Annotated in this window: 23 protein-coding genes and 1 pseudogene; 4 read left to right on the top strand and 20 right to left on the bottom strand. The window is 27.9% G+C overall.

Going from position 1 to position 24,043, the window contains the following annotated elements:
* Positions 1 to 182: 182 nt before the first annotated feature.
* The 3 genes and pseudogenes from tuf to MHO_RS05145 all read right to left on the bottom strand — a co-directional run bounded on the left by tuf (position 183) and on the right by MHO_RS05145 (position 2,958).
* Positions 183 to 1,376, bottom strand: a complete 1,194-nt coding sequence (gene tuf / locus MHO_RS00285) for an elongation factor Tu (RefSeq protein WP_012855329.1) — start codon at positions 1,374 to 1,376, stop codon at positions 183 to 185.
* Positions 1,377 to 1,949: 573 nt separating this feature from the next.
* Positions 1,950 to 2,531, bottom strand: a pseudogene (locus MHO_RS00280) (diadenylate cyclase).
* A 16-nt stretch (positions 2,532 to 2,547) separates the two neighbouring features.
* The gene (locus MHO_RS05145) at positions 2,548 to 2,958 is read right to left on the bottom strand and encodes a hypothetical protein (RefSeq protein WP_012855327.1); all 411 of its coding nucleotides are present in this window, start codon (positions 2,956 to 2,958) and stop codon (positions 2,548 to 2,550) included.
* 111 nt (positions 2,959 to 3,069) lie between these two features.
* Between MHO_RS05145 and MHO_RS00270 the strand changes: the two genes are divergently transcribed.
* Positions 3,070 to 4,263, top strand: coding sequence for a phosphoglycerate kinase (locus MHO_RS00270; RefSeq protein WP_012855326.1), 1,194 nt, complete (start codon positions 3,070 to 3,072; stop codon positions 4,261 to 4,263).
* A 79-nt stretch (positions 4,264 to 4,342) separates the two neighbouring features.
* Here MHO_RS00270 and MHO_RS05140 read toward each other — a convergent pair whose 3' ends face one another.
* The 11 genes from MHO_RS05140 to MHO_RS05120 all read right to left on the bottom strand — a co-directional run bounded on the left by MHO_RS05140 (position 4,343) and on the right by MHO_RS05120 (position 17,850).
* Complete coding sequence (locus MHO_RS05140; protein WP_232500349.1) at positions 4,343 to 9,190, bottom strand: valine--tRNA ligase; 4,848 nt, start codon at positions 9,188 to 9,190, stop codon at positions 4,343 to 4,345.
* Positions 9,190 to 10,194, bottom strand: a complete 1,005-nt coding sequence (locus MHO_RS00260) for a hypothetical protein (RefSeq protein ID WP_012855324.1) — start codon at positions 10,192 to 10,194, stop codon at positions 9,190 to 9,192. The genes MHO_RS05140 and MHO_RS00260 overlap by 1 nt, the downstream gene beginning before the upstream one ends.
* 96 nt (positions 10,195 to 10,290) lie before the next feature.
* Complete coding sequence (locus MHO_RS05135) at positions 10,291 to 11,397, bottom strand: YhjD/YihY/BrkB family envelope integrity protein (RefSeq protein ID WP_012855323.1); 1,107 nt, start codon at positions 11,395 to 11,397, stop codon at positions 10,291 to 10,293.
* Entirely contained in the window at positions 11,390 to 12,811 is a 1,422-nt protein-coding gene (gatB, locus tag MHO_RS00250; protein WP_012855322.1) for an Asp-tRNA(Asn)/Glu-tRNA(Gln) amidotransferase subunit GatB, read from the bottom strand. The genes MHO_RS05135 and gatB overlap by 8 nt, the downstream gene beginning before the upstream one ends.
* Complete coding sequence (locus tag MHO_RS00245) at positions 12,804 to 14,132, bottom strand: amidase family protein (RefSeq protein WP_012855321.1); 1,329 nt, start codon at positions 14,130 to 14,132, stop codon at positions 12,804 to 12,806. The genes gatB and MHO_RS00245 overlap by 8 nt, the downstream gene beginning before the upstream one ends.
* Complete coding sequence (locus tag MHO_RS00240) at positions 14,122 to 14,424, bottom strand: Asp-tRNA(Asn)/Glu-tRNA(Gln) amidotransferase subunit GatC (RefSeq protein ID WP_012855320.1); 303 nt, start codon at positions 14,422 to 14,424, stop codon at positions 14,122 to 14,124. Before MHO_RS00240 ends, MHO_RS00245 begins: the two co-directional genes overlap by 11 nt.
* Positions 14,425 to 14,443: 19 nt before the next feature.
* The gene (locus MHO_RS05130) at positions 14,444 to 15,280 is read right to left on the bottom strand and encodes an RluA family pseudouridine synthase (protein ID WP_012855319.1); all 837 of its coding nucleotides are present in this window, start codon (positions 15,278 to 15,280) and stop codon (positions 14,444 to 14,446) included.
* Positions 15,267 to 15,899: an SMC-Scp complex subunit ScpB gene (gene scpB, locus MHO_RS00230; protein ID WP_012855318.1), complete on the bottom strand. Its 633-nt coding sequence runs from the start codon at positions 15,897 to 15,899 to the stop codon at positions 15,267 to 15,269. The genes MHO_RS05130 and scpB overlap by 14 nt, the downstream gene beginning before the upstream one ends.
* Positions 15,889 to 16,713 carry a segregation/condensation protein A gene (locus MHO_RS00225; RefSeq protein ID WP_012855317.1) on the bottom strand — a complete coding sequence of 275 codons (825 nt, stop codon included), beginning with the start codon at positions 16,711 to 16,713 and terminating at the stop codon, positions 15,889 to 15,891. Before MHO_RS00225 ends, scpB begins: the two co-directional genes overlap by 11 nt.
* A 3-nt stretch (positions 16,714 to 16,716) precedes the next feature.
* Positions 16,717 to 17,526, bottom strand: coding sequence for a lysophospholipid acyltransferase family protein (locus MHO_RS05125; RefSeq protein ID WP_012855316.1), 810 nt, complete (start codon positions 17,524 to 17,526; stop codon positions 16,717 to 16,719).
* Positions 17,527 to 17,547: 21 nt separating this feature from the next.
* The gene (locus MHO_RS05120) at positions 17,548 to 17,850 is read right to left on the bottom strand and encodes a 4'-phosphopantetheinyl transferase superfamily protein (protein ID WP_012855315.1); all 303 of its coding nucleotides are present in this window, start codon (positions 17,848 to 17,850) and stop codon (positions 17,548 to 17,550) included.
* Positions 17,851 to 17,912: 62 nt separating this feature from the next.
* On the opposite strand from MHO_RS05120, the gene MHO_RS05935 reads away from it, so the two are divergent.
* The 3 genes from MHO_RS05935 to MHO_RS05960 are packed head-to-tail and all read left to right on the top strand — an operon-like array spanning position 17,913 to position 18,699.
* Positions 17,913 to 18,140, top strand: a complete 228-nt coding sequence (locus MHO_RS05935) for an ABC-three component system protein (protein WP_420891017.1) — start codon at positions 17,913 to 17,915, stop codon at positions 18,138 to 18,140.
* Positions 18,091 to 18,309 (top strand): ABC-three component system protein, encoded by a 219-nt coding sequence (locus MHO_RS05930; RefSeq protein ID WP_420891016.1) that lies wholly within the window; start codon positions 18,091 to 18,093, stop codon positions 18,307 to 18,309. The genes MHO_RS05935 and MHO_RS05930 overlap by 50 nt, the downstream gene beginning before the upstream one ends.
* A 21-nt stretch (positions 18,310 to 18,330) precedes the next feature.
* A complete protein-coding gene (locus tag MHO_RS05960; RefSeq protein ID WP_012855314.1) occupies positions 18,331 to 18,699 on the top strand; it encodes an ABC-three component system middle component 2 in 369 nt (122 codons plus the stop codon).
* Here MHO_RS05960 and MHO_RS05110 read toward each other — a convergent pair.
* The 6 genes from MHO_RS05110 to MHO_RS00185 all read right to left on the bottom strand — a co-directional run bounded on the left by MHO_RS05110 (position 18,691) and on the right by MHO_RS00185 (position 23,971).
* Positions 18,691 to 18,927: an NUDIX hydrolase gene (locus MHO_RS05110; protein ID WP_232500348.1), complete on the bottom strand. Its 237-nt coding sequence runs from the start codon at positions 18,925 to 18,927 to the stop codon at positions 18,691 to 18,693. The two genes, MHO_RS05960 and MHO_RS05110, sit on opposite strands and share 9 nt — an antisense overlap.
* Complete coding sequence (locus MHO_RS05915) at positions 18,825 to 19,052, bottom strand: NUDIX domain-containing protein (RefSeq protein WP_420891015.1); 228 nt, start codon at positions 19,050 to 19,052, stop codon at positions 18,825 to 18,827. Before MHO_RS05915 ends, MHO_RS05110 begins: the two co-directional genes overlap by 103 nt.
* A gap of 199 nt (positions 19,053 to 19,251) precedes the next feature.
* Entirely contained in the window at positions 19,252 to 20,913 is a 1,662-nt protein-coding gene (locus MHO_RS03310) for an Eco47II family restriction endonuclease (RefSeq protein ID WP_012855313.1), read from the bottom strand.
* 1 nt (position 20,914) lies between these two features.
* Entirely contained in the window at positions 20,915 to 21,115 is a 201-nt protein-coding gene (locus MHO_RS05910; protein WP_041359582.1) for a helix-turn-helix transcriptional regulator, read from the bottom strand.
* A 721-nt stretch (positions 21,116 to 21,836) separates the two neighbouring features.
* Positions 21,837 to 23,168, bottom strand: a complete 1,332-nt coding sequence (locus MHO_RS00190; RefSeq protein WP_012855312.1) for a C1 family peptidase — start codon at positions 23,166 to 23,168, stop codon at positions 21,837 to 21,839.
* A gap of 110 nt (positions 23,169 to 23,278) precedes the next feature.
* Complete coding sequence (locus MHO_RS00185) at positions 23,279 to 23,971, bottom strand: potassium channel family protein (RefSeq protein WP_012855311.1); 693 nt, start codon at positions 23,969 to 23,971, stop codon at positions 23,279 to 23,281.
* Positions 23,972 to 24,043 lie beyond the last annotated feature (72 nt).

Genomic DNA, 24,043 nt, shown 5'->3' with positions numbered 1-24,043 from the left:
AGGGGGGGGGGGGCATTTTTTAAAGAACAAATGGTTACTTTTTTTTTATTAACAATTAATAATAGAAGATAAAAGCGGCAATATTTACAATTTAAACATACTAAATAAAATATAAAAAAATTGGACTTGCTTTATACAAATCCAATTTTGTAATTCAAAATTTCTTTTAATAATTTTGATAATTATTTAAGAATTTTTGTAACTGATCCGGCACCAACAGTTCTTCCACCTTCACGAATAGAGAACTTGGTTCCTTCTTCAATAGCAATAGGAGCAATTAAAGTAACAGTTAATTCTACGTTGTCGCCAGGAACAACCATTTCACGTCCAGGTTTGAATTCAATTCCACCAGTAACGTCTGTTGTACGGAAGTAGAATTGTGGTTTATAGTTGTGGAAGAATGGTGTGTGACGTCCACCTTCTTCTTTTTTAAGAACATAAACAGTTGCTTCGAATTGTGTGTGAGGAACGATTGTCTTAGGCTTTGCTAAAACTTGTCCACGTTCAACTTCGCTTCTGTCAATTCCACGTAGCAATAATCCAGCGTTATCTCCGGCTTGTGCTTCTTTTAAGTTCTTACGGAACATTTCAATACCAGTAACAACTGTTTTCTTGGTTGGTTTTAATCCAACAATTTCAACTTCTTCGTTTAATTGTAAAACACCACGTTCAACTCTACCAGTTGCAACAGTTCCACGACCAGTGATTGTAAATACGTCTTCTACAGCCATTAAGAATGGTTTGTCTGTTTCACGTTTTGGTTCTTCGATGTATGTATCAACAGCATCCATTAATTCCAAAATACCTTTTTCGTATTCTGGATCTCCTTGTAATGCTTTAAGAGCTGAACCAGCAATAATAGGAGCATTGTCACCATCAAAACCATATTCTGATAGAAGGCTTCTTACGTCCATTTCTACTAGTCCAACCATTTCTTCTCTTTCATCATCTTTAAACATATCAATTTTGTTTAAAAATACAACTATCTTTGGAACACCAACTTGTCTTGCAAGTAAAATGTGTTCACGAGTTTGAGGCATAGGACCATCAGTAGCAGCAACAACTAAAATTGCTCCATCCATTTGGGCAGCACCGGTAATCATGTTTTTAACATAGTCGGCGTGTCCTGGACAGTCAACGTGTGCGTAGTGACGTTTTTCTGTTTGATATTCAATGTGTGATGTGTTAATTGTAATACCACGTGCTTTTTCTTCTGGTGCATTGTCAATAGAAGCGTAGTCTCTAGCTTCTGCTAGACCTTTTTTAGCCAATACTGTTGCAATAGCAGCAGTTAATGTAGTTTTACCGTGGTCAACGTGACCGATAGTACCAATATTAACGTGTGGTTTTGAACGGTCAAAATCTAATTTTGCCATAATAATTTCCTTTCAATAAATTACATTTTAATTTTTTTAATATTTATTAAATCTTTTGATTAAACGCGTTTAACCTACCTTAGCATAGCCTTTCAACTATGTCCTGTCCAAAAGCGCGCATTTATAGCAATGTAATTTTAACAAAAAAAATATTTTTTTAATGTAAATGATTTAATTTTGGCCATAAAATAGTGATATTTATGTACTTATATATTTTAAACAAAAATATTAAAAAATAGCAAACATTTTTGTTTACTATTTTGAAAGAAATATTTTTTAAAATAAGATTACTCTCGCTAAAAATCGAACAATATAAGCTTTTGATTATTTAATTTAATAATAAGTTGAACTTCAAGTTCTAAGTTAAGGAAATATAAAAAATAAGGGTTGTATGTATATGTGTATAAAATAAATAAGGGTTTATTATAAATATAAGAAAAGAGCGAGAGTATATTATATAACTATAATATTTATTTTTTTAAGCGGCAATTTGAGCAATTTAACGATCGCTTTTTTCAAATTGCGAAATACATTTTACCATACTTTTTTAATAATTTCAAAATTTTTATTTTTTTAATTATTATCCTTAAAAATATTGACTAATCTTTCTTGTAGATTTTCTAGTAAAACAGGGCTAAAAGTTCCGTTTTTAGCTATTGTAATTCCGCCATTTTCTTCACTAACAACTATAGTTGTAGCATCACAAATTTCTGAAATACCCATAGCAGCACGGTGTCTTGCACCATATTTATTATCAATTGATTTTTTTGTTATTTTATAATATGTGGCAGCATAATAAATTTTGTTATTTCTAATAATTATTGCACCATCGTGAAGTGGAGCGTGTTTATTAAAAATAGAAATAATTAAAGAAGCAGAAATGTTAGCATTTAATATTACGCCGTCAGTTCTTAGCAAATCAAGATTATCTTTATTTTCGATGGTGATAATTGCACCAGTCTTTGTCTTTGATAAAAATTCAAGGGCTTCTTTTAATTGATAAATAATTCTTATTTTTGTAGATTCACCCAAAACCTTTTTGTTACTTTTTTAATTTTTTTTGTTTTTAATTCAAGTAATTGAATAATTAGCAATTATGAAAATAATAACACCTGCTAGCAACACTAGTAAAACAATTAATAGTTTTATTTCCATGTCAATACCTCCGTTTTTATCACAATTTATTCAAGCCAATTACGATTAGCAACATGATAATTACTAAAATAATGAAAACCGAAATAATAATGATTCTATTTCATTTTGTAAGCGGTTTAGTTTTTGTTGCATATGGCGATTCAGACCATTTAGAATATTCAATGTAACTTTTATATTTGGCATTTAATTTTTTTTGCCTTTTTGAAAATTCTTGCACTTGATCTTGTAATTTTTCATCCATTGTTTTCATTCATCTAGATTCTTTAAAATAATGAAATTTTTCCATTTCTGAATAATCATTAATAAATTTGGTGTTTTTATTGTAAAGTTGAAACTCTGAAATTAGCAAAGTCAAGCTGTCTTTTTCAGGATCATAGCTAAGAGTTCTTGTGTCCTTTTGCTTTTGAGCATTTAAAATTTTTGCCATTTAATCTCCCAAGTTGATTTTAAAATAACTTTTTTTCTTTATAATTATATAAATTTAAACAAAATATTATTTTTATTTATATAAAACATACAAGACACACAAGGAGATAAAATGAAGAAAACCATTGAAGACCTTCAATTAGAAAACAAAAAGGTTATTTTAAGAGTTGATTTTAACGTTCCTATTTCAAACAATACTATTATGGACACAAAAAGAATTGATGAAGAATTGCCAACAATCAAATACATATTGAGTAAAAATGCTTCTTTAATCATTCTATCTCATTTAGGAAGAGTTAAAACAGAAGAAGACAAGAAAACTAAATCTTTAGAAATTGTAGCTAAAAAATTGGCGCAATTATTAAATAGAGACGTTAAATTTATTAACGAAAATAGAAGTGAAGCAGTTACAAATGCTGCTAAAAACTTAAAACCTGGAGAAATTTTGGTTTTAGAAAATACTCGTTTCCAAGATTTAAATAATAAAGCAGAGTCTAATAATGATGAAGATCTTGCAAAATATTGAGCAAGTCTAGGCGATGTGTATGTTAATGATGCTTTTGGAACCGCGCATAGAGCACATGCATCAACATATGGAATTTCACAATATTCTAAAGAATCAGCATTAGGATTTTTAATGAATAATGAAGTTGAACACCTTCAAAAATTATTAGTAGGATTTAAACGTCCTTTTGTTGCAATAATTGGTGGAGCAAAAGTAAGTGATAAAATCAAAGTTCTAGAAAAGTTATTTGAACTAGCAGATAAGGTTTTAATTGTTGGTGGTATGGCATATACATTCCAAAAAGCCTTAAATAGAGAAATTGGAACTTCTATTTTTGAAGAAGATAAAGTTGAAATGGCAAAAGAATATTTAAACAAATATAAAGATAAAATTGTTTTGCCAATTGACAATGCTTATGTAGATGAATTTGCTGACAAAACTCCTAAATTTACAAGTCCAGAAAATCCTGATATTCCTGACGGAAATATGGGATTAGATATTGGACCAGAAAGTATTAAATTATTCGCAAGTATTATTAAAAATGCTAAAACTATCTTTTGAAATGGCCCAGCAGGAGTGACTGAATTCAGTAACTTTGAAGCTGGAACAAAAGGAATTGCAACCGCTATTGCTCAAAATAGAGATTGCTATTCAGTAGTTGGCGGAGGCGACTCTGTTACAGCAATAAACAAATTAGGTTATCAAGATAAATTTAGTTTTATTTCAACTGGCGGTGGAGCATCAATAGAATTTGTCCAAGGAAAGAAATTACCTGGAATAGAAGCAATTCAAGACAAATAATAATTTTTAATGCAATTTTATAACAGTAAAAAATAAAACAAGATAATTGTTTATTAAAAAACTCTTATCTTGTTTTTAATTAATTTATTTTTTCTTGTTTTTCTTTAAGTTGGTTTTTATAAAACTCTAATTTTTCTTTATGCAATTTTAAATTTGCTAATTTTTCATTGATTGTATTTTTATTAGCCTTTTCCATAAATTTAGGATTATTGATTAATTTTTCATTAAATTCAATTTCTTTTTGACTAAATTCAATTAATTTATTTAATTCTAGAATTTCATTTTCTTTGTCTTGCTTGCTTTGAATTATAAATACTTCAAAACTTTCTGTTTTTAGTGAAAAATCGTGATTTTCTTTTCAAGAAAAATTGCTTAATTTGTTAATTATTTTTAAATCTATACTGCTGAATACAAGATTATTCAAATAGAAGAATAATTCAATAGATTTTGAAATCTTTTTATCTTCCCTATATTTTCTTAAGGCAGTAATTAAAGAAATAATTTTAGGAGTATTGTTTGAACTTTCTTTATTTAAGGCAAAAGTTTGAAGATTGCTGCATAGCAATTCTTCATGATATAATTTTTCAAAAACATAATCTGTTAGAAACGGCATAAATGGATGCAATAAAATCAATATTTGTTTGAATAAATAATGTATTAAATATGAATTTTCTTTAAATTTTAAAAATTCTAAATATCAATTTGAGAATTTGTCAACAACAAAATCTTGAATATGCTTATAAATAATAGTTAACTCATATTTATCCATGGCATCTTCAATATTTTTTTTGAATGTTAAATATTCATTCAAAATTCAATTATCATATTCATCCAACTTATTAAAATCAATCTTTTCAGTTATCGAAACAGGTATATTTTCAACAAATCTAGCTATATTTCAGAATTTATTAGCAAATAGTTTAGCACCTTGGATTTTTTCATCACTGTAATTAATATCAAGGCCAGGTGTACAATTAAAAATTAAAGACATTCTTAAAACATCAGAACCGTATTCATCAATTACTTGAATTGGATTAATTCCATTGCCAAGCGATTTAGACATTTTTCTTCCTTGTGAATCTCTAACTAATCCATGTAATAAAAGATGTTCAAAAGGTTTTTGATCCATAAAATATAAACTAAAGAAATACATTCTTGCTACTCAAAAGAAAATAATATCATATCCAGTTACTAATAAGCTTGTAGGAAAATAACGTTTTAATTTGCTCTTGTCTTGTGGCCATCCTAAAAACACAAATGGTGCAAGTCCCGAACTAAATCAAGTATCTAAAACATCATCGTCTTGTTTTCAATTTCCTTCAGGCTTTTGAATTTGAACTTTAATTTCATTTTGTTCATTGTACCAAGCGGGAATCCGATGCCCTCACCAAATTTGTCTTGAAATTGTTCAATCGTGAGCATTTTCCATTCAATTTTCTAGTGTACTTTCAAAACGTGGTGGAAAAATTTTTACTCCTTCGTCACTGCGTAAATCCTTCAAAAGCATCTTTGAAAATTCTGACATCTTAACAAATCATTGTGGCTGAACTAAAATTTCAATTGGGGCCTTTGATCTTTCACTATATCCAATATTAGAAACTACTTCTTCTTCTTTTATTAAAAGTCCTTTTTGACTTAATAAGTGTGCAATTTTTTCTCTAGCTTCAAAGCGATCTAATCCCTTAAATTCACCTGCTAAATCATTTAATTTCCCATCTTTATTGATACATTCATTTATTGGAAGTTTATTTTCAATAATAATTTCAATATCATCAACAGCATGGGCTGAAACTTTCATTATTCCACTACCAAAATTAGGATCTATTTTGTTTGATAAAATAATTGGAATTTCTTTGTTTGTTAATGGATGTATTATTATTTCTTTTATTAATTGGTTTGCTCTACTATCTTGCGGGTTTATTGCTAAAGCTACATCCGAGAACATTGTTTCGGGTCTCGTTGTGGCTACTTCAAGAAAGTTTTCTGAATTCTTAATTGGATATTTTATGTAGTACATCTTTTGCTTTGTTTCTTTTGGTACTACTTCTATATTAGAAAGAGCTGTTTCTAATACAGGATCTCAATTTATTGCTTTTTTGTCACGATATATTAAACCATTTTCATAAAGTTCAATAAATACCTTTAATACAGCTTCATTAGAATTATCATCTAAAGTGAATCTTTCAAAACCATAATCAAGGGCCAAACCTAATTTTTGTCATTGGTTATGAATATTTTTTGAATATTCATCTACTCATTCCCAAACCTTTTTAATAAATTCTTCTCTTCCTAATTGATATTTATTGATATTTTGGGAAGCTAGTTTCTTTTCAACTACTGCTTGAGTTGCTATACCTGCATGATCTGTTCCTGGTAGTCACAATACATCATATCCCTGTAACTTCTTAAACCTTATTATTGTATCAGAAATATAATTGTCTAGGGCATGGCCAATATGGAGATTGCCGGTTACATTTGGGGGTGGCAAAATAATGGTGAATGGTTTTTTAGATTCATCGTGAGTTTGAAAAATCTTCATATCATTTCATTTTTTGCATCTGTCTTTTTCAACTATTTTATGATTAAAAGTTTTTTCCATGTTCAAATTCCTTAGTTCGTTATCTTCGTCATCGATTAAATTTATAAGCGTTGTTTCTTCGAATGGTTCCTTATTGTCTATTGTTTTATTTCCTTTACTTTGAAAAGTATTTTGTGGAATAAATAAACTCATTAGCTCTTTGTTTTTAACATTATTTGCGTTTATTCATCTATTTAATTCACTTCATGTGCATCAAACAAAGTGGCATGGCTCTATTTCATATTTGTATATATTTTCCATATTGTCTTCTTGAGACATATAAAAGCTTAAATCCTCTTGAGTCTTCTCGTCTTTATAATTTAACATATTTTTGACTATAGGATTTATTGGGTTCCTTATTAATTGACTAGTTTTTCCTTGCTCAATAATTTTTGATGAATTTATAATATATAAATCTGTAGTTATTTTTTGAGCAATATTTATATTGTCTAAGAAATAAATTGCCATTTTGTGATTGTCTAAAACAAATTTATTCAATTGATTCAATGTTTCACATTGCTTTTCATATGGTAATTTAGAAATATTGGGTCCTATTATTATAAGTGAAGGATTATTAATTAAAATTTTTTCGCACTCTAATCTAATTTTTTCATCATCGCTTAAAGAGCCTAATTTCTCTACTAAAAAATTAACGTCAATATTTGCCTTTGCAATAATTTTGTAAATATTAATTTTTGAAACAAAAAGTTTTATTTGTTTTTTTGATGCCGTTTTAAAATCGCTTACAACATATTTATAAGAATCAAATTCATTTCTTAAAATTTTTAAAAATTGTAGATTTTCTTTTATTTTTTTTACTTGCTCATTTAGAACTGAATTATTAAATTCCTTAATTTTTATTAAATTAATCAAATTAAAAATTTTTAGTTTTAATTTGATTAATTTATGTGAGTTTATTTTTGAATATTTATTAAAATTTCTTAAAACTTTTTTTGTTTCCTTTAAAATGGCATTCCCTTCAGTTTTATAATTTCAAAAATATTCATTTTTTGCATCTTTATATTTTGATTCAACCGTTTTTAATTTTTCAAACGCTTTGTTTGCAAGGCCAAACTCGCCTATGTTTAAATCGTAGTTATTAGACGTTTGAATTTCTCTTGTAACATCATTAATAACTTCTTGAGTGTGTTCATAACTAGACGCCTTAATTCTTTCAATATATGGCATCACATCATTTAAAAAATTATTTTTTATTACAGCCTTTATTTCATTCTTTAATTCTTTTTGATTATCAATGTTTGAAATTACATTAACTTCATTTGTAATATTGTTTTTTAAATCAAAAATTTCATACAATAATTCAAACGATTTTGCTTCTTTTAGCCCTAATATGGCCTTTAAATTTTTATTTATAAATTTCAATAATAGACCATTAAAATATAGATTTTTATAAAAGTGAATAAACGAAGATTGTTTTATTGTTTTCTTTAACTCATATTTGTAATAATAGTTTTCAATATTTAAATCACGCCTTAATTTATTTACAAATTTTTTAATAGACGATTTTGAAGATTTTTTTGTTTCTAAAAGTTTAGAAAAAAATCTTACTCGATTTAAAAATCTATTGGGCTTTGAAAAAGGCTTATAAATTTTTTTTATTACCTCTTCGTATTCCTTTTTACTGTCTAAATATTCCTTGCGTTTTAAAAACGATAACCCCTTATTATATTTTGCTATAGTTGCATTAACAAATGCGAATAGTTTCATTTCATGGGTTCTATATAAAATTTCTATATCTTTAAATTTCTTAAAAAGAGTATCAAATTTTAAATTTTTAGCGTCGATATTTCGCAAATCAAATTGATTTAATTCACTGAATAAGTCATCTAATTTACTTCCGAGTTCAATTTCGACACCATATTGCAACTTTGCAAATTCGCTTTGAAGCAATAATTTATAATCTTGAAAAACTGGTTTTCATTGAGAAACAAACTCTTCCGTTAGTGCCCCTATAACTGCTCCGTGGTTAATATATTTTTTTATATTTCTATAGCTATTATCTTCATTTAAATCATTATTTAAAATATCATTATAAAAACCAAAAGCTATGTTATTTTGATAATTTGAGTTCTTATATATTGAAGAATATTCACCTAAGTTTGTTTGAAATTCAATGTAGCCTTGATATCTTTTAGGATTTATTGTATTATTAGTTAAATAATTAAATATTAAATTATTTGTTTCGCTATCTCCACCTACAAAACCCAATATATTGTTTGCATTAAGTGTAAAAGATAGATTATTAATTAAGTTTTTAAATTGTTCATTTACAACATTAATACTTTTTAAATTGGTAACTTTTAAAGAACTTATTGCTATTTTTTTCATTATAAATGTCCACCTTCTTTTGATTTAATTAAAGGTGCAACAACTTTATACGTTGCCAATATTATTGCTAAATTAAAAAATATTTTGACGGGGCTAAAGAGACTTTGAGCAGTAAAATTAACCCAGAAATCCGTCTTTAATGTAGAAGTATCTGCTCACGCCAATAAGATAACATTTACTATTTCTAAAACAGCGCTAAATGAAATTATTGCCATTATTTCTAAAAAGGTTTCAAATTTTTTCTTTAAAAATATTCTATATAGAGAAACAAAAATCATCATTCCTATAAATCCTATAGAAGTTAAGAACATATAGAATTTTTTGTTTTTAACAAATCTATTTTTTTCAAATATTGAAGGATCTAGGTTAGAAAAAATTGCAAGAATTATCAACACTTGAATACCCAATATTATCAATGTTGAAATAAATGAAAAATTAATCATGGCAATTGGCTTTTTCTTACATTCTAAAATTATGATCTTGACTTCATAAAAAGCAATTTTTTCTGAAAAATATTGCATATCTTCAGAGTTACCTATTGTAAGTGCAATATCATATTGTTCTTTAAAATAATCAATTGTTTCTTTGTATTTAAAAATTCTATACGTTCTTGAAAAAAACAATTCATTAATATTGAAAAAATAGTACGCAGCAAACCCGGGAACAAATCCTGATACCGCAACCGCTATTGTATACAAAACATTATAGTAAGTTGGAACTAGAGCAAATGAAATTATATCCGCCAATATCCCAGTTATCATACCTACAATTGGTCCAAAAATAAAACCAGTTATTTTTATTGGCAAACCAATGAAGCTAAATTTTATACTTGGTAAGGCACTTATGGGCATGATTCTAACACTTATTAGAAAAAAGACAACTGAAATAGCAATCAAAACACCCACAAACGCAATACGTTTTGAGTTTCATTTACGATATGAAATATTTGTCTGTGACCGAGCCCAATAAATATAGTGTCTTAACCCTCCGGGTAATTTATTCATATATTTCCTTTGCTTTATTAATTATTATAATAATTATATTTTAAATGTCGTTAATAACTATAAATAATGAAAAATTAGCGAAAAAATCAAATGACTTTAAATTGAGATTTTTTGTTTTTTTCAAAATGAATGTTTTTCTACAGTTGGTAAATTAATAAAAGTTTTATAAAAACTTGAATTAACAATAATTCCCATATAAATAAAATAAGAAGTAAAACTCAATAATAAAATAATATACATAAATGAAGCAACTATCCCAAATTTTTTATAAGGAATTAAGGATGTTAATGAACCAAAAATCAAAATAAATATTGCTGTTGGTATTGCTGCTATCAAAGCCCCAGGATGTGCTTGCGACATTTTCAATTTAAAATTTGGGGCATATACAAAATAAAATAGAAATCCTAAATAAGTAAATACAGGTAAAAACAAAATTGTTGTAAATCAATATATTAAATAAAATTCTGTAGTTAAATTAAAATCTGCTAATTTCATCTTTTTAATATCGGCATCAAATTTTCCAAGTCCTACTTTATCAATTAAAAATACCATAAAGGCTGTTAGCCCTAGTAAAATTAAAGACAATATCAAGCAGACAAAGACACTTACTATGAATCCTTTAATTCTCGATTTTCACACTCTGAATGGAGATTTGTGTTCATATAAAGCATCTATTGAAAAAATAAATTTTGAATATCCCTTAGATGCTAAAATTAATACTGATAGTGCAAATAAGATTAAAGCAATTGCATTGCCTGTAGAACCTCATAACGTACTAAATGATGGAATTACTTCTGAAATTCCGGGAATAATTTGTCCCAAAATTACATTCTTTAGCACCACTTCATACTTTTCATCAACCGATCCAATAATTCCAAGCATCAATATTGAGATTGGAATAAAAGACAAAAATAGATACATTGCATATCCAGCGGGGACAAAAGAAAATTCATTTGAATTTATTTTTTCATATGCAGAATTTACAATTTCTTTTCCTTTTGTCTTTGAACTTTTAATAAATTTAGGTATTGCTATAAAAATAATTCCGTAAATAATTCACTTAAGAATTTTTTCTAAAATATTGTTTCGTTTTTTTCTTGCAATAATTTGGGTTGAAGAAATAGTTATTGGTTTTCTATTTGCTTGATCTTCATCAACTTTTCAACCCGTAGGTAGCTTATTTGGATTTCATTTTTTACTCATTATTGAACCTATTTTTGATTATTTCATCAAGATTTTTTAGATTTGCCTTTCCCATTGTTTTTTTCATTATTTGACCTTGCATAAATTTTTGGGCACGGTTATAATTGTTTTTAAATTCAGTTTCCAAGTTTGGATTTTCATTTAATATTTCTTGAACTAGTTCGTTCAAATCAATTTCTTTTATTTCAATTAAAAAGCCATTGTCTTTAATAATAGATTCAATATTTAAATTTGGATTTTGATCTTTAATTTTGATAATTTCAACAATATTATTTTTATTAATCCTATTATCAATTAAATATTCGACAACCTTTCTTGCATCATCTGCTTTAAATGATAAATTTTCAATATTCTTATTGTTACTATTTAAATAGGTAACTATGTCAGAAAAGAAAACATTTGTGGCTTTTTTAAAATCTTTTGAGTTTATACTATCAATATATTTTGCATAAGAAATATTATTCAACAATTGAGATATTTGAACTTGATTTAAGCCATTTTTTAGATATCTTAGTTCTTTTTGATATGGTATTTCTTCTATTTTAATATCATCTATAAATTTTTGTTGCAATTGAATATAAGGTAAATTTGGATCTGGAAAATATTTGTAACTAATTGCATCACCTTTTGAACGCATTGAAACAGTCTTTTGCATTTTTTCATCAAAACGCTTTGTTTCTTGATTAAAAGTTAAATTGTTTTCATACATTTGAATTTGGAAATTAGATTCATATTCAATTGCTTTTTTAATATTCGAAAGAGAATTTAAATTTTTTATTTCCGTGCGAGTATTAAGGATGTTTTCTCCTTTTCTTCTTACTGATAAATTAACGTCAGTCCTTAAACTTCCTTCATTTAATTTTGCATCACTAATGTCTAAAACTAATGCTGTTTGTCTTATGGCTTCAACATAAGCCATCGCATCCTCTGCGCTGTGCATTACAGGATTAGAAACTATTTCAATTAAAGGAACTCCACATCTATTATAGTTTAAATATGTCAAACCATTTTCGTGAATTGATTTAGCAGTATCTTCTTCCATATGAATTCTTTCAATAGAAAAAGTTTTTCATGAATTTTGAACCTTTGCCCTTATCAAACCATTTTTACCAATCGGATGAAATTGTTGAGTAATTTGATATCCTTTTGTTAAATCGGGATAAAAATAATTTTTCCTGTCAAATCTAACTAATGGGTCTATTTCCATTTCTAGCGCCTTAGCTAATTTAATTGCCTTAATTATGGCACTAGAATTTAAAAGAGGCAAACTTCCAGGATAGGCAAGGTCTATATTTGAAACATTTGTATTGGCTTCATCTCCGTATTCATTTTGAACTGGAGAAAACATTTTTGTCTTGGTATTTAACTCAATATGAATTTCAATTCCTATAACTATTTCTCAATCATTATTCATTTTTTTCACCTTCCAATACTCTTTCAATAAATAATGCGTGGCTTAGCATCTTGCAATCTTTATATATTTCTCCGTCAATTGCCAAATTAAATGGAAGATTATTATTTTTGTCAATTCCTAATTTTAATGTCAAAGAAGGATTTCCTGTCAAATTAGAATTTGTTAAAATATAATCCATATAACTTGGTTCATATGATTTTCCAATAAGAGGAGCGGACATGTTAGATGCTGGATAGATAAATATATCTGCGCTTTTATGAACATTAGTGAAATAATTGCTTAAATACCTTCTCATTTTTTTAGCCTTAACAAAATACTTTATTTGATTATTATCTTCTAAAAAATAAGATCCTAAAATCATTCTTGATTGAACCATTTTTCCAATACCTTCTGTCCTTGATAAATTAAATGTTTCTTCTCAAGAATTGCCAGTAATTCTATTGCCAAATTCAACACCTACAAGATTTGCTAAATTAGATGAAGATTCTGAAAAAGCAATAACCTTATAAACAGTATCAATGGCTTGCAGTAACTTTTCATTTATTGAAATTTTTACAAGTTCAATATTCATTTTTTCTAGCTTATTCAATAATTTTTTATATGCATCAGCAACAGATATATCCAATTTGTCAAAACAATCCAAATAAGCAATTTTATGTGGTTTTGTTTCAATGACACTATCTGCATTAAACGACAAATCAACTGATGTCAAATCATGTTTTAAATCTTGCTTAAACAATACTGACGAAAGAATTATTGCATCTTGAACATTATGTGTAAAATATGCAACTGTATCTAATGACGAAGCAAAAGCAGACAATCCATAACGGCTTATAGCACCATAACTTGGTTTAAATCCAACCTCACCAATATTTGATGCAGGTTTTCTAACTGAATCGCCTGTATCCGATCCAATTGCAAACGAAATATTTTTAGAAAAAGTCGCAGCGGCGCCTGATGAAGAACCCCCAACTAAATAATTACTATTCAAAGGATTTTTTATTAATCCATTGCATGAATATTCTCCACTGCCGCCCATACAAAATTCATCCAAATTTGTTCTTGCGACGCACGTTGCTCCTGCTTCATTTAATAATTTTAAGATTGTAGATTGATATGAAGGTCTAAAATTAGAAAGAAATCTGCTTGAAGCGCTTTCAATAACATTCAAATCTGCATAATTGTCCTTAATTGTAAAAACACAATTTGCAAGCGGTCCTTGTTCTTTTAATTGAGCATCATTAAAAACAAATGATACCGCATTATTTTTATCAGCATTTAATTGTAAAATTGCTTCTTTTACATTACCTTTATTTATCATTTATTACCTTCTTCATAATTACGTAATTTTCATCATGTTCAGATGCATTATTTAATAAATCTTGTTTATTCAAATAAAAACTTTTATCCGGTTCATCACTTCTTAGTTGTTCAAAACAAATTGGTGATTCATTGATATGCGACATCGGTTTAATGTCTTGTAAGTCAAATTCCTCTAAATCTTTTAAACCTTTTTCTATTGAATTAAGCAAGTTATTAGTTAATTTAATAACTTCTTCACTTGGTTCAAATAAAAGATCATTAGCCAATTTTTTAATCTCTTCTTTTTCCATGTTAACTCCTTAATCATTTTTATCATTTTGGATAGCAAATGAATACTTGTTCATTATATTCTTTAAAATCATCAGAAAGATCATGAAATTTTATTGAATATGAATGTAAATACATTCTTTTAGCAAATTTTCCGCCGTATTTAATATCTCCTAAAATAGGTGTTTTTAAATATGCTAATGTCGCCCTAATTTGATGTTTTTTGCCTGTTATTATCTTGGCAAATTTTCTATTTCCTTCTTTATAAAATATTGTCTGTGCTTTAACTCCAAAATTATTATCGACAATCATTTTTTCGTTTTTAATATCTTTTTTTAGTCTTACTGTTATATCCAAAACATCTTCATCAAAATCACTTACAAATTGGTAAATTTTGTCAAATTTATTTTGTTTATTTTCGAATTCAACTAGAGTTTTGTAGTTTTTTGCATAAACAACCAAACCGCTAGTTTTTTTATCTATTCTGCCGATCGAAGCAGGTCTAAACGAAGAAACTTTTTTAAAATTTAAATATTTTAAAACTTGATCATCTAGACAATTTTCTTCAGAATGCATTGCAATATTTGGCGCTTTGTCTATAATTAAAAGATTTTTATCTTCGTAAATAACTTTAAAATTTATGTTTGTATTAGCTTTGTTGTCAATATGTTTGGAAGTTTCAATTAATCCATAAATTGAAATTAAATCTCCTTCTTTGACTTTGTATTGTTTATCGCTTACACGTATATTATTTACCTTGATATCCTTTTCTCTAAAAAGTCGTTCTATTCTAGATATTGGAACATTATCGCAAACCTTTACCAAGTATTTAAAAAGGATACGACCTTCGTCATCCTTTTTAGCCTTAAAATTTATCATATTCTGCCCCCTCATTAGAAATTAAAACTCCATCATTGTCCGTTTCTGGTCTTTGAGAATCAAACAAATTGAAGTCTTTATCAATTTCTTCCTCTTCTTCACTGCTATATTTATTAAATTCAGGAAAAGGAGGCAATTCTCCTAAGGTCTTTATTTTGAAATAATCATAGAATTTATTAGTAATTCCATATAAAATGGGGTTGCCTGGAGTTTGAGCTACTCCAACTTCTTCAATAATTCCTTTTTCTAATAAACTACTTACAATTCCATCGCTTACAACACCTCTTATGTTTGAAATCATGCCTCTTGTTATAGGTTGTTTATAAGCAACAATACCCGCAACTTCAATTGCAGCATTTGATAATCTTTGTTTTCTAGTAATAGTTACTAAATCGCTAATATAATCTTTGACACTTTCAATAGTTAAAAACTTGAATACATCATTGAATTCCAATACTTTTATTCCTCTTTCCAAGTTATTAAAGTATGTTTTAAAATCCCTTAATAATCGTCTTGCTTCTTGAATTGTATTCAATTTGAAAACTTGTTGTGCTTGTTCACTGCTTAACCCTTCAGAGCCTTGAATAAATAGCAAAGCTTCAATAATTTTATTCTTCATATAAAGCCCCTTTCTTAAAATGAATTTCGCCTTCATTTTCTTCTTGATAAATTTCAATAATTTGTTGTCTTACTAAATCCAATGCTGCCAATAAAGTAATAACAAAGTGCCCCAAACTTGGAACAGAAAAAACATCTTTAAAGGTTACTTGCAACTTTGTTTTAAATAATTTAATAATTCTTTCTTTTTGTTCTTCGGGACTCACTGCTATTGTTGAAATAGTAATATTTCTAATCAGTTCAGCATATGTTCTTTCAAACATTTTTCTTAAAGTTACAACTAATTTTGAACTATTGGAATGTCCATCAAGAATCGAACCATCAATATCTCTTACGAAATCTTGTGTGTCTTCTGGTTCTTTTGAAAACAATCTAGATCTTTTTTCTTCTTGTTCACGTAAAAGCAAAGAAATTTCTTTGAATTTTTCATATTCAGCAATCTGTTCAAGCAATCTCTTTTTTTCTTGTCTAATTTCTTCTTCAACTTCTGGATCTTGCAATACCATTCTAGCTTTCAATTGTAATAAATGTGCAGCCATAACTAGATATTCACTTGCTATATCAACTTCATAAGATTGAAGACTATGAATTATTTCAAGATATTGATTTGCTAATTCAGATAAATCAACATCAAAAATGCTTATATTTTTCTCTTTAATTAAAGAAACCAACAAATCAAGCGGACCATCAAAATTTTTTAATTTAAATACGTGTTTTTCTTTAAAAATTGACGAATTTGTTTGATTGTTTTGATCTTTGTTTGGTTCTTCTTTTATTGAAATTTCTCTAATAATTGGTTTTTCTAAATCGGACATATTTTATCTCTTAACTTCTTTTACATTGTCTCGTTTTGAATATTTGTTTTTGATTGTTTCGTTTGATGTAATTGTTTGATCAATATAATCTGATGCAACTATTGATTTAACTTGTTCTGCTAATACACGGCTATCAAGTGATTGAAATTGAATTGGCTTCATTGGCTTATGAAATGTCACCTTAACTTCTAATTTTTCTTTTCTATTTCAATCCAATGCATTTGCTGCATTATTTATTGTTGCTGGAACAATTGTTAAATATGAAGATTGAGCAAGTTTAAAGGCGCCACTATGAAATTCGCCTAATTTTCCATCTTTTGTTCTTGTTCCTTCAGCAAAAATAACGCCGCATGATTTATTTCTTTTAATAAATTGGCCAAAATCTTTCAAGGTTGCCAATGCTTCTCTAGGGTTTTGAGTATCAATATAATAAGTTTGACCCAAATCAGCTATTCTTTTAACCATTTTCTTTTTCGTTATTTCTTTTCTTGCAACGAAATTTACTAATTTGCTTTGTTTTGAACCATCTCTATGATTTCATAATGCTGATCACATTATTAGTGGATCTAAATATGTTGAATGATTTGGAATAATTAAACATGGTCCATTAGGGACGTTCTCAAACCCTTCAACATTAACAGAAATATTAAAATGGTTTAAAATGGCATTACTTTTTTGTTGCAAAAAGTCGTTTTTTTCTACTACTTTGTAATAATCAGGCATTTTAAAATCACGTCTTGATTTTGCACATAAAAACGACATGCAATGTAACAAACCAAAAAATCTAAAAAATATTCTTGTTCTTAAATTCATAAATAACTCCTACTATTTGTTCTATCTTTTAAAAACTACTGCAATTATGTATCTTCCTTCATTAGAGGTTGAAATTTCAAAATCTTTAAAAACGTAGCGTCCAACTTCATCTTTTGTTATATTTATTTGATTGAATGAATAATATTGATTGTCAGCTTTAAAGATTGCCTCTTTAATTGCTCATCTAGTTGCAAGAAAATCAGCACGTTTTATTATCGAAACCTTTTTAAATTGTTCAATTTCAATCGGATGTAAAAACTTAATCAAAAGCGTTTCACTATATTCTTTAAATCGTCTAATATCGGTTAAGTCCACACCTAACATTTTTCCTCTTTCTAATACATTAATGTATTAATTATAAATGTATTAAGTTAATAATTATATAAATTATTATTTTTAATAAAAAAAGAGGCACCGTATCTATTAGTGATTTAGATACAATTTCTCCTGTTTGCAAAACTGAATTACAAATCCATAGAGAAGATTCCTATAGTGCTGAGAGTGTACTTCATAAAATAAGAGATTTCTTCTTCGATGCAGAACGTGAATTCAATTGTTTAAAAGATGATGTTTATAATGGAATTAAACTCTTTTATCCTTCGTGGATTCTCTAATGGATACGAAAGAATGAATTCAACTTTAGACTTCGTTATGACAATTTCATATAGAAAATCCTACTTATCCACTCAAGGTAACCGATTGATTGGCAACTCAGAAGAGCGTGGCATTGTTCATATGCTTGTAAATGAAAGAAAGATAACCTGGATAAAGGATGGTGAATAAAAAGAAGATATTTAAGTTTCTATGCGAATTCTTATCCTATTGGATTGTGCTAATAATTGACTTAGCGATGATAAAATTATTTATTTAGACTTATTCCCCCTTTATTCCAAAACATACGAAATTCGGGATGAGAATTTAAATGGCGATTGCTCATTTATGATTAATGACTTAACCGTACAAAGAAATTTAAAAAAAGATCTCTGCAATCTTACAGGTATTAGTACTTCTACTTTAAACAAATTAAGTAAAGGTTTGTGGGAACCGATGTCCTATACAAGATTTGCAAAGCTCTTAATTGTGACTTTGGCGATATTATGGAATATATCCCAAAATAAAAAAGAAGGTGCCGACCTAGTTGTTGATTCAGCTAGATACACCTTTTTACTTTAATTCAATATAACGTTCGCCATTCACTCTTACATGGTATTGCTCACTAATTTTATCATCAGTAAATACCTCAAGCATTTGTCTAAACGTTTCAACAAGCTTATCACTACCTTTAAGTTCTTCTAAATTTAGCCAAAAGTTCTTACCTTCATCAGTAGAATTAAGCTCACCAGTATAATTATTTGTTTTATATAGGAAGCAGACATTTCTTCCTTTTTTTCATTGAACCATTGTTTAACACCACATAGTTCTAAGTTAAAAATATCTAATTCTGTCTCTTCTTTAATCTCCCTTATTACTGAATCTACGAAGGATTCCTTCAATTCAAGATGACCACCCAGAAACCATAGCCACACCAAAATTTAATTCTCTCTTGGACTAGCACATTCCCATTATCATCATAGATCATACACATATTTGTAAATTCAGCCAATTCTGGTTTATGTGACATATCTTAATTTCCAAAGCCTAGATACGATTCAAAAGCAAGCAAATATAATCCTTTTAATAAATCCGGGTTCTTAAGTTTTAGTTCTTCAATAACCGAATCATTTTCTACGGTAGGAACTTCGTTTCGCCAATTAATTTTTCAATTGTAATTGGTAATTGTTTGCATAATTTGTAAAATGCATCAGATTCTCCGGTAACAATTTCATAAAATTTATCTATTGATACCCTACGAATATTTTCTGCCTTGCAGTGATTTCCATTTACTGATAATTCCCAAGGAATATTTCTACTTTTAGGAGCAATAACCTCTACTAAAAAACACTCATCATTCGAATGATTAATAATATGATTTTGCATATTAATATATGTTTTTTGGGATGAACTAGAGTTCATTGTATTATGCTTGTTTTTCATCTCAACACAGATTTTATGATTATTGAAGTCCGTATAAATAACATCAAATCCTGTCTTTGGAACAATACAATTCTTAATATATTTAAACATATATTGGTGGAAGTAACCTATTGCATTTGTGTTAGATTTATCTCTTTGTCTTGCAATTTCAGATTCAACAACTTCTTCCCAAGTCTTTTTAAATAAATTTTTATCAAAGGTTAACTTGATAGGATCAATTACATTTGCATTGAACTTTCTTAAGTCGATTTTTTTTAAAGTTTCGTTGTAAGATTTAATTGTTTCTTTTACATGTTCTTCAAAATCATTTTGTTTAATAAAATCTAATAAATATTCATTTGACATTCTTATTCCCTCCAATACTTTTTTTATTTCTAAGCCTATTTCTTTTGCTAACAAAACAGGAACAGCGTTTCCAACTTGTTTGTATTTTTCACCCAGTTTACCTTCAAACTTCCAATCATCAGGAAAAGTCTGAATTCTAGCATTTTCTCTATAAGAAAATGGTCTTACTTCTATAGGATGACATCTATCTGTTTGCTTCATTCCAGGACTAGTTAAAACAGTTAAACACGGTTCATCTAATCCTATTCTACGAAGGATTCCAGTTCGTCCTCCGCCCATGTCCCAACAAGTTTTCATATATTCTTTTGCGACATTTGGGTCGATATCACGCCAATACCCGCCTGGAGGAACAAGAGAAAATATTTTTTCTTTGTAATCTGAATATCTTTGACATTCATCTTTGCTAGGATTAATATCTAACTTAACATCACGCATTGTAGGTTTATAGCTATGTTCCATAGGAAATTCAAAAGATATTTTACTTAATAAATCTTGTCTTACTCCAATAGTAATTAATCTTTCTCTTTTTTGTGGAACACCAAAATCCCATGCATTTAAAATTTTATGGTAAACAATATATCCTTGTTGTTCAAAAATGTCACAAATTGTTTTATAAGTTCTACCATCATCATGCGTAAGTAACCCCTTAACGTTTTCAAATAAAAACATTTTAGGTTGCAGTTTTTTTAAAAAAGTAGCGTAATGGTAAAACATTGTACCTCTAGTGTCTTCTAATCCTAGTCTTTTTCCAGCATAACTAAACGATTGGCAAGGTGCTCCACCAGATAATAAATCAAGACTACCTTTTTCAATATTAAATTCCTTTTTCAAATCTCGGGCTGCCACTTTTTCAATGTCTTCACATAAGACATTCCAATTTGGTCTATTAACTTTTAAAGTATCAGCTGCACTTTTATTAAATTCGACAAGACCAATATGCTCAAATCCTGCCATTTCCAAGCCTAAAGCTAATCCACCAGCTCCAGCAAATAACTCAATCGATTTCATTTTATTTAACCTCTTCTAATAAAATATTCGCTTCCTTAAGCAAATTATATATTTGTTTTTTAGTCTTCATGGTTGGAGCAAATTTTCCATTTTCCCATCTAACAACGGATAAAGGAGATACGCCTAAAATTTTAGCCAATTCAATTTGAGTAAGAAATTTTCTTTCTCTATATAACCTTATTGCTTTTGCGTAATCGAACATTATTAAATACCTCTAAAAAAACATCTTAACTATATCACAAAACTATCACTTTGTCGATTTAAATAAACTAAACTTTCACAAGTACATAATCACGTTAGAGTAGACAACAAACATGTTAGAACCTACATTAATCGTGTCTAGTTAAATTGTTAATTTAAATTATAACCTGTAAAGAAACAAAAAATGTGTAAATTCCAAATAGGAAATAATTCACGGTTTGCTGATGATTCATATCGTTTTCTAGTCAATGTAATTTAAAAGCATTTCTGGATGAAAAATCACTTCAAAAACGACACTAAATAAAAATTAGGTGATTTGAACCCCACATAAAAGCACAAAAAAAGGCTTGATAGTCCAGAAATCATTAAATTTCTTTGTATCAAACCTATAGTTATATAAAGTCCCTAAAACTTTTTAGGGTTCTTTTATTGGATGATTAAGTTAATTGGATTGAGTGGATTGATAGAGTTTAATAAAATTTAATTAGAGTTATGTGCATGCGCATTAATTCAATAATGCTTAAAAAACCTATAATAAAGTAATGAAAGTAAATAAACAAATAATATGTAAAAAAAATAACCCTCAAAAATAAAATATATAAACAAGTAAAAGGAAGTTATTGATTTGGAAAATTACCGCTATTTTAGTAGATAAGTCTGGAACACCAAAAGCCCCTTCGGGACTTTAAAAAAGTCACAATGTGCAACTTTTTTTAAACTTATTATTCTTCACATAATGGGTCGTATGGAGAAATTTCTATAGCTTCTTTTGAAAGACCTTCAATTGCTTCTTTTGATAAAAATTCCTTGTCAACAATTAGCATGTAAACATATTCTTCAAATCAAGAATCGCTCATTGATCAATAGCCTTTTTTACCAACTTCAGTTCCTCAACTATTTTCAACTTTTCAATTAATTGGGTTTCCTTTTTCATCTAAATTAACACCAATTAAGTTCATGGCATGGCTAATAACTGAAGCACGAGATTCGAATTTTTCCTTCTTATTAAATTCTTTTGGAGTTTCTGTTAATGTTAAATCATAGTCATATAATTTAGTATCAAAAATTCCTTCTTTTGAATAAAAAGTTGTAACATCGCAACCAAATCAAATTGATTGACCAGATTGCAATTGTTTAATTGCTGCTGCCTTTAATTCATTCATTGGTATATTTAACATTTTATATTCAATACCACCAACCGAATTGAAAACCGAAGGAGCAACCAATTGTCTATAGTAAGGGTAAATTTCTCTTGGGTCGCTAATTACATCAACCTTATTTTCAACAAATTGTTTAATGTATGTTTCAAAAAACTTTATTGGTGTCATTTCTGGCAATCTTACAAATTTTTTATCTTTGTCATAGTATTCAAAAATAAATGTTTTTGGAGGCATACCTAGGGACTTAACTAAAATGTTGTAAACGTCTTCCAAAGCATGTTGTTGAATTGCTTCTACTTCACTCATATTATGATTCTTTTTATATGCTTCACGCATTCTGAATGTATATGCTTTAAGTCTTCAATTAATTTGTTCTACCATATCGTTTGTTGCTTCACTATGGAATGATTCTGGCATTGCAGATTTTGGAACAATTCCATATTTGCTAGCAATATTTAAAAAGAATTCAAAATATCCACCATCTGAAATAGGATTTTCGTTATATCTTCTAAATAATCTATCTTCATTATCTAATTCCAAACCAGTTGTTGCAATTCATGTTAAATATGCATTTGCTTTTTCTAATTTGTCATAAAAATGAATAAAATTTTGTGAAAATTCTAAATCTTCAATGTTTAAATCCTTCATAACCTTTGCTCTTGCCGCATTTAGTTCTGCAAAAATTCAACATCTACCTGAATGTTTTTGGTTAGTTATTGAACCAGGTTTTACTTCAACAGAAAATTGAAAATCGTGTTTTCTTACAACTTGATTATTAGTTGATGAAGCCTTAATACCATTTTTAAAAATAGCATTTTCAATAATTTTGTTATTTAAATTAGATTCATATTTTGCTTCTAATTTTTTAAGAAGCTCATTGTCTAAAATAGCCATTTAATCTCCTTTTTTAAATTGATAATATTTATAATTTTACTATATTTACAAATTAAAATTAAAAATAGCAAACTAGAAAAAATTTGCTATTTTTTTGTTCTTGTTTTAAGTTATTTTTCGTTCATTGCGCAAATTTCAATAACTTGAATAATATCTTCAATTTGGCCAATAAGAGTTATTAAATCATCTAATTTTATTTCAAAATCACCTTCAGGAATATATGAATGTTTATCTCTCTTAATCATAGTTACTAAAACATTGTATTTATTTCTGAAATTTAATTCACTAATTTTTTTGTTTGCAACAGCAGGGTTTTTAACATATATTGAAGCAGAAACGAATCCGTCTTGCAATTCAACCATGTTTTCTGAATATAATGCAAGCGCAGGGTTTGCAACTAACATTGCAGTTTTCTTTCCGGCTTCTTCTTCAGGACAAACAATTGAGCTAACACCAATTTGCTTTAAAACTTGGGCATGTCTTTTTGTTGAAGCTCTTGCTATTATAGTTTTTACACCACATTCAGTTAAGGCGGCAACTATTTCAATATTATTTGAAGCGCCAACAATAACGGCATCAAAATCTTTTATATTAAGACTTTCTAATGTTTTTTGTTCAGCACAATCTGCAACATAGATCATTTCTACTTCATCTTTAAAAGGCAACAAATGTTTTTCATCTTCATCAACTAAAACTATCCTTATATTATTATTTCTATCGGCCAATAATGTTCTTGCTACCGACGAACCATAACGACCTATACCAATAATACAAATTTCACGTATCTTTTTAAATAAACTCATAATAACCTCTTTTCATTTCAAAATTTTAATATTTTAAAAAATAATTTTGAATTTTAAATATATTAGCTTAAA

The organism is Metamycoplasma hominis ATCC 23114, from assembly GCF_000085865.1.
GTDB classification, from domain to species: domain Bacteria; phylum Bacillota_I; class Bacilli_A; order Mycoplasmatales; family Metamycoplasmataceae; genus Metamycoplasma; species Metamycoplasma hominis.
The sequence above is the reverse complement of the archived record's forward strand: the minus strand, read 5'-3'. Positions and strand labels throughout refer to the sequence as shown.